The organism is Salinicoccus luteus DSM 17002 (assembly GCF_000712035.1).
GTDB lineage: Bacteria > Bacillota > Bacilli > Staphylococcales > Salinicoccaceae > Salinicoccus > Salinicoccus luteus.
In genome coordinates, this window is the sequence record NZ_KL544008.1 from 342,565 (window position 1) to 357,820 (window position 15,256).

Annotated in this window: 15 protein-coding genes; 9 read left to right on the top strand and 6 right to left on the bottom strand. The window is 49.7% G+C overall.

Features of this window, described 5'->3' with window-relative positions; genetic code table 11:
• The first annotated feature begins 3 nt into the window (after nucleotides 1-3).
• From leuC to ilvA, 3 genes are all read left to right on the top strand, one after another.
• Nucleotides 4-1,413: a 3-isopropylmalate dehydratase large subunit gene (leuC, locus tag BO53_RS0111565; RefSeq protein WP_031548364.1), complete on the top strand. Its 1,410-nt coding sequence runs from the start codon at nucleotides 4-6 to the stop codon at nucleotides 1,411-1,413.
• A gap of 11 nt (nucleotides 1,414-1,424) precedes the next feature.
• On the top strand, nucleotides 1,425-2,015 hold the full coding sequence (gene leuD / locus BO53_RS0111570) for a 3-isopropylmalate dehydratase small subunit (RefSeq protein WP_031548366.1): 591 nt from the start codon (nucleotides 1,425-1,427) through the stop codon (nucleotides 2,013-2,015).
• A gap of 119 nt (nucleotides 2,016-2,134) precedes the next feature.
• Entirely contained in the window at nucleotides 2,135-3,094 is a 960-nt protein-coding gene (ilvA, locus tag BO53_RS0111575; protein ID WP_037342194.1) for a threonine ammonia-lyase, read from the top strand.
• A gap of 94 nt (nucleotides 3,095-3,188) precedes the next feature.
• On the opposite strand, the gene BO53_RS0111580 is transcribed toward ilvA, so the two are convergent.
• Nucleotides 3,189-3,797 (bottom strand): YktB family protein, encoded by a 609-nt coding sequence (locus BO53_RS0111580; RefSeq protein ID WP_031548370.1) that lies wholly within the window; start codon nucleotides 3,795-3,797, stop codon nucleotides 3,189-3,191.
• Nucleotides 3,798-3,873: 76 nt separating this feature from the next.
• Here BO53_RS0111580 and BO53_RS0111585 point away from each other — a divergent pair, with 76 nt between their 5' ends.
• Complete coding sequence (locus BO53_RS0111585; protein ID WP_031548372.1) at nucleotides 3,874-4,689, top strand: inositol monophosphatase family protein; 816 nt, start codon at nucleotides 3,874-3,876, stop codon at nucleotides 4,687-4,689.
• Here BO53_RS0111585 and BO53_RS0111590 read toward each other — a convergent pair.
• The 3 genes from BO53_RS0111590 to BO53_RS0111600 all read right to left on the bottom strand — a co-directional run bounded on the left by BO53_RS0111590 (nucleotide 4,662) and on the right by BO53_RS0111600 (nucleotide 5,916).
• A complete protein-coding gene (locus BO53_RS0111590; RefSeq protein WP_031548374.1) occupies nucleotides 4,662-5,003 on the bottom strand; it encodes a hypothetical protein in 342 nt (113 codons plus the stop codon). The genes BO53_RS0111585 and BO53_RS0111590 overlap by 28 nt on opposite strands.
• A complete protein-coding gene (locus tag BO53_RS0111595; protein ID WP_031548376.1) occupies nucleotides 5,000-5,557 on the bottom strand; it encodes a hypothetical protein in 558 nt (185 codons plus the stop codon). Before BO53_RS0111595 ends, BO53_RS0111590 begins: the two co-directional genes overlap by 4 nt.
• A 167-nt stretch (nucleotides 5,558-5,724) precedes the next feature.
• Nucleotides 5,725-5,916: a DUF5325 family protein gene (locus BO53_RS0111600; RefSeq protein ID WP_031548377.1), complete on the bottom strand. Its 192-nt coding sequence runs from the start codon at nucleotides 5,914-5,916 to the stop codon at nucleotides 5,725-5,727.
• 155 nt (nucleotides 5,917-6,071) lie between these two features.
• Between BO53_RS0111600 and typA the strand changes: the two genes are divergently transcribed.
• Nucleotides 6,072-7,916 (top strand): translational GTPase TypA, encoded by a 1,845-nt coding sequence (gene typA / locus BO53_RS0111605; protein ID WP_031548379.1) that lies wholly within the window; start codon nucleotides 6,072-6,074, stop codon nucleotides 7,914-7,916.
• Between the two features lie 24 nt (nucleotides 7,917-7,940).
• Nucleotides 7,941-8,270 (top strand): YlaH-like family protein, encoded by a 330-nt coding sequence (locus BO53_RS0111610; RefSeq protein ID WP_031548381.1) that lies wholly within the window; start codon nucleotides 7,941-7,943, stop codon nucleotides 8,268-8,270.
• Between the two features lie 53 nt (nucleotides 8,271-8,323).
• Here the strand turns inward: BO53_RS0111610 and BO53_RS0111615 are convergent, their stop codons facing one another.
• The gene (locus BO53_RS0111615) at nucleotides 8,324-8,806 is read right to left on the bottom strand and encodes a hypothetical protein (protein ID WP_031548383.1); all 483 of its coding nucleotides are present in this window, start codon (nucleotides 8,804-8,806) and stop codon (nucleotides 8,324-8,326) included.
• A gap of 147 nt (nucleotides 8,807-8,953) precedes the next feature.
• On the opposite strand from BO53_RS0111615, the gene BO53_RS0111620 reads away from it, so the two are divergent.
• From BO53_RS0111620 to BO53_RS0111630, 3 genes are all read left to right on the top strand, one after another.
• Nucleotides 8,954-9,253: an Fpa/YlaN family protein gene (locus tag BO53_RS0111620; protein WP_031548385.1), complete on the top strand. Its 300-nt coding sequence runs from the start codon at nucleotides 8,954-8,956 to the stop codon at nucleotides 9,251-9,253.
• A gap of 31 nt (nucleotides 9,254-9,284) precedes the next feature.
• Nucleotides 9,285-10,475 (top strand): FtsW/RodA/SpoVE family cell cycle protein, encoded by a 1,191-nt coding sequence (locus BO53_RS0111625; protein WP_031548387.1) that lies wholly within the window; start codon nucleotides 9,285-9,287, stop codon nucleotides 10,473-10,475.
• 181 nt (nucleotides 10,476-10,656) lie between these two features.
• Nucleotides 10,657-14,094 (top strand): pyruvate carboxylase, encoded by a 3,438-nt coding sequence (locus tag BO53_RS0111630; RefSeq protein ID WP_031548389.1) that lies wholly within the window; start codon nucleotides 10,657-10,659, stop codon nucleotides 14,092-14,094.
• Between the two features lie 32 nt (nucleotides 14,095-14,126).
• Here the strand turns inward: BO53_RS0111630 and BO53_RS0111635 are convergent, their stop codons facing one another.
• A complete protein-coding gene (locus BO53_RS0111635) occupies nucleotides 14,127-15,020 on the bottom strand; it encodes a COX15/CtaA family protein (RefSeq protein WP_031548391.1) in 894 nt (297 codons plus the stop codon).
• Nucleotides 15,021-15,256: the final 236 nt, after the last annotated feature.

Here is a 15,256-nt window from a genome sequence, read left to right on the forward strand (position 1 = left end):
GATATGGGAAAAGGAAAAACAGTAATTGAAAAAATATGGGAAACTCACGTTGTCCACAGCCAGAAGGAAAAGCCGGACCTGATCTATATCGATCAGCATCTTGTGCATGAAGTGACTTCCCCCCAGGCATTTGAAGGACTCAGACTCAAAGACCGCAGAGTGCGGCGTCCGGATCTGACATATGCCACGATGGATCACAATGTCCCGACGCGGAATAGGGAAGTCATCAAGGATGAAGTTTCCAAAACCCAGATGGAGACATTAAGGAGGAATTGTGAGGAGTTCGGCATCACGCTTGCTGATATGCACCACCCGGATCAGGGCATCGTACATGTCATCGGTCCCCAGCTTGGTTTAACCCAGCCGGGCAAGACGATCGTGTGCGGAGACAGCCATACATCCACACATGGCGCCTTCGGGGCACTCGCTTTCGGCATCGGCACAAGCGAAGTCGAACATGTACTGGCGACGCAGACATTGATGCAGAGCCGTCCGAAGACGATGAACGTCAAGGTCAACGGAAATCTGCCAGCTGGTGTGACGGCAAAGGATCTCATCCTTGCAATCATCTCAAAATTCGGCGTCAAATTCGGAACCGGCCACGTCATCGAGTACACCGGAGAAGCAATCCGGAACCTGTCGATGGAAGGGCGGATGACGGTCTGCAACATGTCGATTGAAGGCGGCGCGCGTGCAGGGCTGATCAGTCCCGATGAAACCACTGTTGAATTTCTGCGCGGGCGGGAGTATGTACCGAAAGGTGAAGCATTCGACCGCAAGGCAGCCGAGTGGCTCGAACTGGCTTCTGATGAAGATGCCGAATACGATATGACGCTTGAAATAGACGCAGAGGAAGTTGAACCACAAGTATCATGGGGAACGAATCCGAGCATGGTCGTCCCGATCAGCGGGATGACGCCTTCTGTCGATTCAGTAGACAACAAGGATGAAGTCAGCCGCGCCCTCCAGTACATGGGGCTCGAGGAAAACCAGCCGATCACCTCAATCGAAGTTGATCACGTATTCATTGGTTCCTGTACGAACTCAAGGCTTCCCGACCTGGTGAATGCCGCGAACATCGTCAAGGGGCACAAGGTCAAGGATGGTGTACGGGCCATCGTCGTCCCGGGTTCATTCAGCGTCAAACTTCAGGCGGAAGAGCTTGGCATCGACGAAATATTCAAGGACGCCGGTTTCGAATGGCGTGAATCCGGATGCAGCATGTGTCTTGCGATGAATGATGACGTGGTACCGGCTGGAGGACGCTGTGCCTCCACTTCCAACCGGAACTTCGAGGGGCGTCAGGGCAGCGGTTCACGTACGCACCTTGTCAGCCCGGAAATGGCAGCCGTGGCTGCCATAGAAGGCAGCTTTACGGACGTCAGAAAATTTCAGGCCGGAGTGCCGAGTTAGGAGGAGATCAGATGGAAGCAATCAAAGAACATACAGGGAAGGTCTTCCCGCTCGACCGCAGTAATGTGGACACGGACCAGATCATCCCGAAACAATTTCTGAAGCGTGTGGAACGGACCGGTTTTGGCCAGTTCGTCTTCCACAACTGGCGTTTTGATGACGATGGAAATCCAAAGCCGGATTTCGAACTGGACAGTCCGCGATACAATGATGCATCCATCCTTATCGCCGGGGAAAATTTCGGATGCGGCTCCTCCAGGGAGCATGCACCCTGGGCACTGCTCGATTTCGGCTTCAAGGTCATCATTGCACCAAGTTTTGCCGATATATTCTACAACAATGCATTCAAGAACGGCATCATCCTGATAAAGGCGGATGAGGGACAGATCGCGGAGTGGATGGAGCAGGCAAAGGATGGTACTTTCCACCTGCATGTCGACCTTGAAGACCAGACGATTTCAGATGATGGAAAGCGTCTTCCATTCGATATTCCGTCCTACCATAAGGAGAAACTCCTGAACGGCTGGGATGACATCGCACTGACACTGCTGCTTGACGATAAGATCAGGGAATATGAGGAGAAGCAGGCTGCGAGAGCCTGAACCCTCACCAGAACAGGGATTAATCAAAAACATAGATTAAATCCAAATAAATCATTCAAGGAGTGTGACCACATGGGGATTTCCTAACTGGTGGATTAGTCCATGACGCCTGGAAGCGTTTGGATCATATTGTCCATCACACACCGTTACGTACGTCAGCTACATTGGACCAGCGCACAGAGAAAAATGTCTATTTCAAAATGGAGAACCAGCAGAAGACCGGCGCTTTCAAATTCAGGGGGGCAAGCTACAAGCTCATGCGCCTGACACAGGACCAGCTGGCATGCGGAGTAATCACCGCCTCTGCAGGCAACCATGCACAGGGACTGGCTTTGGCGGCCCATAAACTGGGAGTAAAAGCGACGATCTACATGGCTGAGTCGACCCCTGAAGCGAAAGTCCAGGCAACAAGAGGGTATGGCGCCAATGTCGTACTCATAGGAGAAAGCTTTCAGGAGGCCTACGAGGCATCACTTGAACATCAGAAGAAATGCGGTGCAACTTTTGTCCATCCTTTCGACGATTATGACATCATGGCCGGACAGGGAACGATGGCCCTCGAAATGCTGGAGCAGGAAAGCAGGATCGATACGATCATCGTACCGATCGGCGGCGGCGGACTCATCAGTGGTATCGCAGTCGCAGCGAAATCCCTGAATTCCGATATCAAGGTGATCGGTGTACAGGCAGCATCTGCTGCAGCGATGCACACCGCATATCATCAGGGCGTCGTGGAAAAGCTGGATAAGGTCTCCACCATTGCAGAAGGCATAGCAGTAAAGCAGCCGGGCGAAAAGACACTCCCGATCATCCAGCATTATGTCGATGATGTTGTGACGGTGAGTGAAGCAGAAATTGCAAACGCCATGGTCACTATGCTCGAACGTGGTAAGACATTGGTTGAGGGTGCTGGTGCGGCTGCATTGGCGGGATTATTGTCACATAATGATCAAATAGATTCCAGACATTGTGGAGTAATCGTCAGCGGCGGCAATTTCGACATAGGCAAAATCGCCCATGTCCAGTCGCTTGCAAATCAGTTGAAGCCCGAGAAGTCCAACAAAGCCCTTGTATTGTAATTCCAGACTGCAGTGTTTTGGCTAGGAATGAAAGAAACCCGTCATCTCTCCAGATGACGGGTTGTTTTGTGCCGATATTCTGTTCTGCTGCACTCTAGTATAGACGGACGAGCTCCTGGAGCACGGTTTCGAGTTCTTTGATGAAGATATCGTCACGGGTGAGCACACTGTTTGAAGGCAGGTATTTCTTGCCGACGAGGAACTCGCCCTTTTTGACGTCGCGCAGCCTTATGAGGGCCGATTCAAGATCTTCCTCGCTCATCTCCCTGAGCGGCGTCTTCTCCGGTCTCATATGGTTGAGGGAAACGACGTAATCCTCGGGTATGGAACGGATCTCATCAGTCTGGTCGAGCCACTTTTCGGCGACTGCGGCCTTCTCGGGGGATTCATAGATGATGCCATACATGCAGAATGCGTGGTCGCCAAAAAGGCCGATCTGGAAATGGGGCATCATCTTGTAGCCTTTCGGATTAGTGCTGAAGCTCACCCATGTATCGTCCGGGGGATTGACCTTGCGTCTCGCGTGCTTGGCAACGTGTGCGAAATGCTCATCGCCGGTAATTTCTGTCAGGTACTCGCTGAAGTATTCCCCAAGGTTCTCGAGCTTTGGTCGTATGGTTGTCTTGAGGGCATCCATCCTCGGTTCGAGGCCTTCGATATCGAATACTTTAAAATCGTCTTTGGTAAAATGGTATTTGGGCATTTTACTACTCCTTTCAAATCATTACTACTATGATAGAATAAGTAATGATGTCAATCAATTATTTGGGGTGGATGCAATGGAAATATACGAGTTTGGACAACGTTTAATCAGAGAGGCTGGCGATTTCGTCCGTCTGCGCATGAAAAAGGATTTCCGCATAGATGCAAAATTGAATCCGAATGATCTTGTGACGGACGTGGATCGCGAGACCGAAACATATATATATGACCGCATACTGGAAAAATACCCTGATCACCATATCATCGGTGAAGAAGGGCATGGTACGGATATTGAAGACACGAAAGGGGTCCTCTGGATCGTGGATCCGATTGACGGTACATTGAATTTCGTACATCAGCTTCAGAATTTTGCAGTTTCAATCGGCGTCTATATAGATGGAAGGCCGCATTGCGGGATGATACTCGATGTAATGAACGACCATCTTTATCATGCGAAGGCAGGGGAGGGCGCATTCAAGGATGATATCCGGCTGGCGCCGCTCGAGGATACAGACCTTGCCCATTCCCTCGTGAGCTTGAATTCAAATTGGGTGATCAAGGATGAAATCGGTCCGGCCTTCACAAAAGTGGTCAAAGAAGCACGCAGCACACGCTCATACGGATCTGCAGCACTTGATCTGGCATTCACCGCAACAGGCATAGTAAGTGCGACACTTTTCTATCGCCTGCACCCATGGGACTATGCTGCCGGGATGATCATCATTTCGGAAGTAGGGGGGAGAACAACGAACCTGCTGGGCGAAGAAATCGATATATTGAAAAAAGACAGCATCTTGGCAGGAAATCGGGCGCTGCATGGTGAGCTTGTGGAATATTTCGATTCCGATGAATCGTTCATTGCTGCTCACAGGCGTGCGCATGGTGAAAAATAGTAGATTCTTTCCTTACGGTCCAGCTTCCTGAAGTTGGATCGTATTATTTTTTGCAGTGTATATTCCGAAACGGAAATCTGCAGGTGGTCGATGATGTCCCGACGCTTGTAGCTCTCTCCCGGGAACAATCGGTCGAACTGTGCGAAATAATCCCTGGCGATGATCTGGACTGCTTCGACCTGGCCGCAGACATCACATTTTCCTATGCTGCCTCCAATGGCCTGCCAACCGAAGGCATGGCACCGCCTGCATTTTATGCCCCGTCGGAAGTTTCCCGCGTTGATGGAAAGGGGCACCCGCGCCTTGAGCATCATGTCGAGGCGGGGCGATGGTTCTTTTTTCTGATTACCGCGGAGTGTTCGATGGCTTTCAAGTAGTATGGAAGATTCCTTTCCTCAAGAAAAAGATCCGACCGCTTCCCCTTCAACTGGAACCCGTCATTCATCATGACATATTTTAATATGATGGGCCGCTGATATGTATCTGCGTCAATCAGCTGGTCCCGGAATAATTCGAATATCCGCCTGCTGCGGTTCAGGTCGAGGACCGCCTCGTGACTGCTGCTGCACAGGATGTTGAACGGGTTGATGTAATGCTCCCCTTCAAGCTCATGGATTATGAACAGATAGTAGCAGTAGTCGGTCACAATCAGGACGTTCACTATTTCGGCCTTTCTGTCGACGAGGACCTCGGCGTGCCAATGGATACGCATGTTTGTCGTCTTTATTTTCATCAGATGATGTTCAAATTGCGCTTCCAGTTTCTCCATCCTCTGCATGGCTTCATATTCATTTGTCTCATCGTCTGAAAAAGGCAGTCTATTATATAGGAATTCGTACACTTTCAATCGGTCGGGCTTCTCTCTCATGGCGCATCTCCCTTTTGTTTGATGCCCTCATTGTCGAACATCGGAAGCTGCAGGTCAAAGCGCTAAAATCGGAAAAATGGTATAAAAAAACAGGATAAATGGAAGAATTGGAATGGAATCCCCCTTTTATCCTGCTTCGGTTTCGCAACTATTTGAAATCTGCAGTCCTACAGCCAGCCGTTTTCCCGGTACTTCTTCTTCAAGGTGAAGCCAGTACCGAATATGCCAATGAATACAAGGACGGAGACGACTGCCATAAGCGGCATCGCTTCAGCGATGAAGACGGAAAATGCGATCATCATCAGGACAGCGAGCACAGCAAGTACACCAAATATGGCTTTAGATCTTTTTGGTTCCATGGGCTACGATCCTTTCGAAATCATGTTTGCGCCATTATACCATAAACGGCGCCATATTACACCCGGTCTGGAGAATGCATAGTGGAAAAACACACGGGTTTCATGTTATAATAAACAGGTTGTGAAATAGCGATTCTAAAAACGAAGGGAAAGTCTTGATGAATTTAAGAAATGATATCCGTAATATCGCGATTATTGCGCACGTTGACCACGGAAAAACAACATTGGTGGATGAACTGCTCAAACAATCCGGCATGTTCAGGGAAAATGAGCATGTTGCAGAACGTGCAATGGATTCAAACGATATTGAACGTGAACGTGGGATTACGATCCTCGCAAAGAATACAGCACTTGCCTATAAAGATACAAGAATCAATATCCTGGATACACCAGGACATGCCGACTTCGGTGGTGAAGTCGAGCGTATCATGAAAATGGTCGATGGTGTCATCCTCGTCGTGGATGCCTATGAGGGGACGATGCCGCAGACACGTTTCGTACTGAAAAAGGCGTTGGAACAGAACTTGAAACCACTCGTCGTGGTCAATAAGATCGACAAGGACACTGCCCGTCCCGAGTCGGTCATCGACGAAGTACTGGAACTCTTCATCGAGCTTGATGCCAACGATGAGCAGCTGGAATTCCCGGTTGCATATGCGTCTGCCATCAATGGTACAGCGAGCCTCGAGGTGGACCAGCAGGATGAGAACATGGAGTCCATCTTCGAAATGATCATTGAACATGTGCCGGCACCTGTCGACAACAGCAGCGAACCGCTCCAGTTTCAGGTGGCACTCCTCGACTACAATGACTATGTCGGACGGATTGGCATCGGCCGTGTCTTCAGGGGTGAGATGAAAGTGGGCGACCAGGTTTCCCTGATCAAGACCGACGGTACAATCAAGAATTTCAGAGTGACCAAAATGTTCGGCTATTTCGGCCTGAACCGTGTCGACATCGACTATGCCAAAGCAGGCGACCTCATCGCACTGAGCGGCATGGAGGACATCAACGTGGGAGAGACGGTCACGCCAGTGGATACACCGGAAGCCCTGCCGATCCTCCATATCGATGAACCGACGCTGCAGATGACTTTCTCAGTGAACAATTCACCGTTTGCGGGCAAGGAAGGCAAATATGTCACTGCACGCAAGATTGAGGAGAGGCTCGAACAGCAGCTTGAAACCGATGTCTCATTGAAAGTGGATCCGACGGATCAGCCGGATGCATGGAAAGTTTCAGGCAGGGGGGAACTCCACCTGTCCATACTGATTGAAAACTTGAGACGTGAAGGATTTGAGCTTCAGGTATCCAAGCCCGAGGTCATCATCAAAGAAGTCGATGGCGTGAAGTGTGAGCCTTTCGAACGCGTCCAGATTGATGTGCCTGAAGAGAATACCGGAAGCGTCATCGAATCGCTCGGACAGCGTAAAGGTGAAATGGTCGACATGTCCAATACGGGAAATGGCCAGACACGGATCATCTTCCATGTACCGGCACGCGGCCTGATCGGCTACCGTACCGAATTCATGTCCATGACAAGGGGTTATGGTATACTGAACCATACATTCGAGGACTACAGGCCTGTCATCCGGGAGCGCATCGGCGGCAGACGCAATGGCGTACTCGTCTCCATCGACAAGGGGGCGGCCTCCACCTATTCAATCCTGCAGCTTGAGGGCCGTGGCACGAACTTCATGGAACCTGGGACAGAGGTCTACGAAGGCATGATCGTCGGAGAAAACTCCAGGGATAACGACCTCACCGTCAACATCACCAAGGTGAAGGCGGCAAACAACATCCGTTCTGCGACGAAGGAGCAGACTACAACGATGAAAAAACCGCGGTCTCTGACACTTGAAGAGGCGCTTGAGTTCATCAATGAAGATGAGCTGGTGGAAGTGACACCTGAGACCGTCCGTCTGAGAAAGAAGATTCTCGGCAAGAGCGAAAGAGAAAAATCGCAGAAGAAAGAAAAGTTTAAACTTGAAGCGGAGTGAGTCTAATTGTTTCTCCCTGATCTGATGAATGTAAATGTTACGGAACGCCTGACGTTCTTCGGCAGGATATTCGGTCTGGATACCAATCCCCAGGCGGGGATGTGGTATTTGTTCCTGACCATATTCGTCCTTTCCATCATCGTCTATAACCTTGGTTTTGCCCGCAAAATCAAACTATGGCAGAACGTGGTCATTTACATCGTCATGTTTTTCGGCTGTGTGATGTTGACATTCTTTGGTGCATTCCTGCCAGTGGCGGAAAGCCTGGGTGTCGCCGCGATCTTCCTGGCGCTGTATCGATTCAGGCTCCATCAGGAACGCAAGGCCGGCAACATCAAAACTTCCGGAAAATAGAAAATAAGCTGCTCATCCCCATGGGGATGAGCAGCTTATTTTTTGCGCATCAACTATTCAAAAGAGATGCCGGTGACGTGCTCGAGGCGCTTTTCTATTTCTCCATCACCGATGACAAGTACGTCGATGAACCCGTCATCATAAATGCGCTTGCCGTCCTGGCTGAAATGCGCGTAGAACTTGTGCCGTTGGTTGTATGGAAGGATCGTCGTCTCACCGTCGTGTGTGAAGGTGATCATGGCATCTTCTCCACGCTCGGGCTCTGTGTATTCCAGGAAGGGCTTCAGGCAGATGACGAAAGTGCCATCGAGCAGCTCCTGCTTCTTGAATTTCTTTTCCGATTTCAGTGTAGGCGGCTTTGTCGTGCCCTCTATGATCTGCCTGCTCCACTCCTTGGAATCGGAAAACTCTATCTGCTCTTCATCGCCATCGTTGGCCAGCACTTTGTCGAGTTCCTCTTTACGGTCATCGAAGATCCACGTGGATGGATCCAGTGTGATTTGAAAACGCACATTACCCATAATCTGTATAATCATATTTACTCTCTCCTTACCCCGTAATTATAACAGACTTATATATGATAAATAAATCCTCTTTGCTGTTTTCGCACGCTTGTCTTTGCTTGCTTTTTTACGGTTGGTGATATAAAATTTTATAGAGAGTTTATAGAAAGGGGTTATTTCGTGTCCACATTAGATGAATTGAGTAAACAGGCTTATGAGCAGCTGGAGAAAGATGCAGAAAAGATTGTCCAGCTGATCAAAGTGCAGATGGACAATTTGACGATGCCCCAATGCCCAGTCTATGAAGAAGTATTGGACACACAGATGTTTGGGCTTTCTAAAGAAGTTCATTTTGCTGCCAGGCTTGGCCTGATTGACCCGGAAGATGGACGTGCACTTCTGGAGAAACTGGAAAAGGAAGTATCCAAAGTCCACGATGCATATATGGAAGATGAAAAATTCGAGTCTAAAGAAATGTGATCTTTAGACTTTTTTTAAATGAGGCGGTTCTTTGTCATTCATAAAAGATTTCTTTAATTACGTAAGGACATATTCAAGGTATGTCGATTTCACCATAGTGATTACATATGTACTGCTCAGTCTGATTGGACTCGTCATGATATACAGTGCCAGCATGGTGATGGCATCAAGAACTCCAGCCATCACCGGGGGGAACTCCGAGCACTTCTACATACGGCAGCTGATTTCCATATTCCTCGGGTTCACCATCGTGTTCATCATGGCGTATTTCATGTCGGGTGAGTTTCTGAGGAACAAGTACTTCCAGATTGCTGCGACGGGGGGCATCTTCGTCCTTCTCGTCTTTACGGCATTCTTTGGGACCGAGGTGAACGGTGAGCGGAACTGGATCCGTCTGGCAGGGTTCAACTTCCAGACTTCCGAGTTCTTCAAGATTGTGACGATCCTCTACCTGTCATATATATATGACCGCAAAAAAGACCGGTTGAAACAGCTTGAAGGGGGACACCTCGTTCCTCTGGCCTTCATCGGGTTCTGTACGATGATCGTCATTTCCAACGATTTTGGCACAGGTCTTGTGATTACAGGCATCATCGCCGGCATATTCATCTATTCCGGCATTTCAATCCGATTCCTCGCCAAAGTCGGGGGAGCGCTCGCAGTCGCTGCCGGTGCAGTGGGTGTCATCATCTACCTGATCAAAGGAAGCATCCTGTCCCCCCACCAGCAGGCTCGTATCGATACGTTCCTGCATCCCTTCAACGATCCGACGGGGACAGGGTACCAGCTGACCAATGCACTGGTCTCAATCTCGCATGGCGGCGTATTCGGAAACGGTCTCGGCAACGGTGTGATGAAGCTCGGCTATCTGCCGGAGCCGCACACCGATTTCATATTTGCCGTCATCGCCGAAGAACTGGGGCTGATCGGGGTCATCTTCATACTGTGTCTGTACCTCATCATCGTCATCAAGGCGCTCAGGTATGCAGCAGTGTCGCAGGATATGTTCTATCGGCTGATCTGCATCGGTGTGGCCATATACATCTCGTTCCAGCTCTTCATAAATTTGGGCGGCATTTCGAAGCTGATTCCGCTTACAGGTGTGCCATTGCCGCTGCTCAGCTATGGTGGATCCTCATTCCTGAGTATTTCGATCGCTGTCGGGCTGCTGATTATCGCAGCCAAGCATGTCAAAAAATCAAAAGCACTGGGCCGTACGTGAACCGGGTATCTCTGATACCCGGTTTTTAATGTTGCAGTCCACCAATTTTCATCCATCAGAACATACGGAAATCATCTTCATATTGCTTCATAAAGTATGAATACACTTTTTAATTATTAATATTATTGTATATTTTTTGAATATTTATTATAATTGATAATTATAGCAAAGGAGGAACACTATGAATAAGATCAATAAGTTGCTCGTCGCCAACAGGGGAGAAATTGCTATCCGCATTTTCCGGGCGTGTACAGAGCTCGATATTACGACTGTGGCGATCTATAGTAATGAAGACAAAGGTGCTTTACATAGATATAAAGCAGACGAAGCCTATCTTGTCGGCGAAGATCTTTCACCGACGGAAAGCTATTTGAATATAGAAGCGATCATCAAGGTCGCTAAGGATGCAGGCGTAGATGCAATCCACCCGGGCTACGGTTTCCTGAGTGAGAATATGGAATTTGCAAGACGCTGCGAAGAGGAGGGCATCATCTTCATCGGTCCTGAACTGCGCCATCTGGACATGTTCGGAGATAAGGTGAAGGCCCGTGAGACGGCAATCTCTACAGGTCTGCCCGTCATTCCGGGGACGGACGGGGCAGTCCAGTCATTTGAAGAAGTGGAGGCATTCATCGAAAAGCATGGATTTCCGATCATCATCAAAGCCATTTCCGGCGGTGGCGGCAAAGGCATGCGCATCGTCGATGAAAATGATGATGTCAGGGACAGCTATGACCGTGCCAAAAGTGAAGCATCCAAATCTTTCGGCAATAGTGAGGTCTATCTCGAGAAGTTCATCGACAGGCCGAAGCATATAGAAGTCCAGGTTCTTGGAGATACCGAAGGGAACATTCTTCACCTTTACGAGCGTGACTGTTCAGTGCAGAGACGTCATCAGAAAGTGGTGGAAGTTGCGCCTTCAGTGGGACTCTCGGATGAACTGCGCATGGAAATCTGCGAAGCTGCCAAGGATATGGCCCAGCAGGTCGGTTATGTTAATGCAGGAACGGTCGAGTTCCTGGTGGCAAATGATGAATTCTTCTTCATCGAAGTCAATCCGCGTGTACAGGTCGAGCACACGATTACCGAAATGGTCACTGGTGTGGATATTGTCAAGACGCAGATCCAGATTGCCGACGGCAACACGCTTTTCGGCGAAGTCATCAACCTGCCGCAACAGGAGGATGTTCCTCTGATGGGCTATGCGGTACAGTGCCGTATCACGACTGAGGATCCTTTGAATGACTTCATGCCGGATACGGGTGAAATCATGGCCTACCGCTCAAGCGGTGGGTTCGGCGTCCGGCTGGATGCCGGAGACGGATTCCAGGGCGCCGTCATCTCCCCGTACTACGATTCCCTGCTTGTAAAGTTGTCGACCCACGGTCTGACATACAAGGATGCGAATGAGAAGATGATCCGCAGCCTGAAGGAGATGCGGATCCGCGGCATCAAGACGAACCTCCAGTTCCTGATCAATGTCATCAGCGACAAGGACTTCCAAAAGGGTGACTATTCAACGAAGTTCATTGATACGACGCCGTCCCTGTTTGAATTTGAAAAGCCGAAGGACCGGGGAACGAAGACGCTGGAGTACATTTCCACAATCACGGTGAATGGCTTCCCGGGTGTCGAGAAGCGTCAGAAGCCGCATTTCGATCCGCCAAGGATGCCGGACTATGAGCCGGTCATTGAAGATGGGACGAAGCAGATCCTGGACCGTGAAGGCCCGGAAGGCCTGTCGAAATGGCTGAAGGCACAGGATGATGCGCTGATTACAGATACGACGATGCGCGATGCGCACCAGTCCCTGTTGACTACACGCATCCGTACGTATGACATGAAGAAGATTGCGCCATATACGGCCCATGACCTCAAAGACGCCTTCTCGCTCGAAATGTGGGGCGGGGCGACATTCGATGTGGCCTACAACTTCCTGAAGGAGGACCCATGGAGAAGACTCGAAGTGCTCCGCAAGGAGATTCCAAACGTCCTCTTCCAGATGCTGCTCCGAGCATCCAATGCGGTCGGCTACAAGAACTATCCGGATAACGTCGTCGAAAAATTCGTCCAGGAGAGTGCCGAGGCCGGCATCGACGTATTCAGGATATTCGATTCCCTCAACTGGATGGAAGCAATGAAGCAGCCGATTGAAGCGGTGCTGAAGACGGGCAAAGTGGCAGAAGGTGCCATCTGTTATACGGGGGATATCCTCGATCCGAAACGTTCCGATGTCTATACGATCGAGTACTACAAGAAGATGGCGAAAGCACTCGAGGCAGAAGGTGTCCATATACTGGCAATCAAGGATATGGCCGGCCTACTGAAGCCGCAGGCGGCATATGAACTGATTGGTGAACTGAAGGCGGCGGTGGACATTCCGATCCATCTCCATACGCATGATACAAGCGGAAATGGTGTGCTGATGTACCATAAGGCCATCGAAGCAGGAGTGGATGTCGTGGATACAGCCCTCGGTGCGCTCAGCGGTCTGACATCACAGCCAAGTGCCAACAGCCTCTACTATGCCCAGAGTGGCCAGAAGCGCAAGGTGCGTGCCGATATAGACGGCCTGGAGCGTCTCAGCGAGTATTGGGAGGATGTCAGAAAGTACTATGTGGACTTCGAGAGCGACATCAAGAGTCCGAACACGGAAATTTACAAGCATGAAATGCCGGGCGGCCAGTATTCCAACCTGTTCAGCCAGGCGAAGTCCCTCGGTCTTGGAGACCGTTATGGTGAAGTGAAGAAGATGTACCAGAAAGTGAACATGCTGTTCGGTGATATCGTCAAAGTGACACCATCCTCCAAGGTCGTCGGGGATATGGCTCTGTTCATGGTACAGAATGATCTCGATGAAGAGAGTGTCATCGAACGCGGTGAACATCTGGACTTCCCGGATTCCGTCGTAAGCTTCTTCAAGGGCGAAATCGGAAAACCAGTCACAGGATTCAACACAGAACTGCAGAAAGTGGTTCTGAAGGGCAGCGAACCATTGACCGAACGTGCAGGAAAAGTGCTCGAGCCGATCGATTTCAATGAACTCAGAGAGGAGATGTCTGCATTCTGCGAACACAAGATCACTGACAAGGATGTGCTCTCCTATGCGCTCTATCCGAAAGTGTTCAAGGAATTCATCGCTACCAACAACAAATTCGGCAATGTCGAAGTTCTGGATACACCGACATTCCTCTTCGGAATGAGAAAGAACGAAGTGCTTGAGATTGAGATCGACAAAGGCAAAACCCTGATTGTCAATCTGCTCTCCATCGGACACGTCCATGAAGATGGATTCCGCTGGATGTACTTCGAACTGAACGGCTTCCCTAGAAAAGTCTACATCAATGATGAAAGTGTCGAGTCCGCAACGGCACGCCTAAGGAAGGCGGATCCGGCTGCAATCGGTGACATCGGCGCTCAGATGCCGGGTACTGTAAGTACTGTAAAGTACAAGGTGGGCGATACGTTCAAGAAGGGCGAAGTCATCATCATTACGGAAGCCATGAAAATGGAGAATTCGGTCAAGGCGCCATTCGACGGAAAGGTATCCGAAGTGTTTGTGGATGCCGGCGACAAAGTTCAATCAATGGATCTCATGATGACCGTGGAGAAGGCATAAATAAAACAACCCCACACGAGGTGTGGGGTTGTTTATTTGGCTCTCGACAGCAGCAGGATGAAGTAGCACAGCAGGCCGAAGAGGAGGGTGATGAACAGGGCATGGAGCAGGGCGATGAAGATGTTTACTAGTGTAAGTACGCTCAGCATGCCCGTCAGGGCCTGGAGCAGCACGAGTACGAATGCAATTATCCAGCCATATTTGAGTATCCTGTACTGGTTATAATTTTTGAGGACGTGCATCAGGATGATGAAGATCCAGATTACGATGATGCCTGCAAGTACCCGGTGGCTCATCTGCACCCACTGGTAGAAGTTCCCTGCCCACAGTTGACCTGGGCCGCAATGCGGCCAGTCCAGGCAGGCCAGCGAAGAGTCTGTATGTCTGACGAGCGCACCGCTGTAGACCACGAGATAGATGTAGATGGTAAGAAATATCGTGTGATACCTCAGGTAGGGTCTGATGATGAGTTTCTGCGCTTCAAACTTCTGATCGACTTCGAATACGAGCAGGGTAAGTAGGAAGACAGCGGCAAAACTGATCAGGGAGATGCCGAAGTGTGCAGCGAGTATGAAGTCGTTCTGACCCCACAAGACAGCTCCTGCACCAATCAGTGCCTGTGCGAGTATGAAGCCGATGCTCATCGCGACGAGGAAGCGTGTTTCCTTCTTATGGGAGAGCAGCTTGAGCGAAAGCCAGCTCACAACGCCAACGAGTATGATGGCAAGACCCGAGACACCACGGTGTGCGAGTTCGATTATGGTTTCTATCGGCCATGAACTGGGGATGACCTGTCCATGGCACAGGGGCCATGATTGTCCGCAGCCATCGGCCGAACCTGTTTTGGTTACCAGGGCGCCACCGATCTGTACGAAAACCATCATGAGTGTCGTGATGACGGCTAGTATCTTTAAATTTTTATACAATGGTAACACCTCAATAGTTCTTATACTGTATGTAGCCACAGAATACCAATATATATGAAAGGACGGGTCCGGGCAATCATCAATATGCCGGATTACCCTTAACAATTCCTGAATATATGGTAGAATCTAAATGTACAACAAACAACTATTCCCAGTATAAATCACATGGGGATTGAGATTGTGGCACATTAATGAACAATTTTTGAACAATATAAAATGTAACGATTTTATTTCAG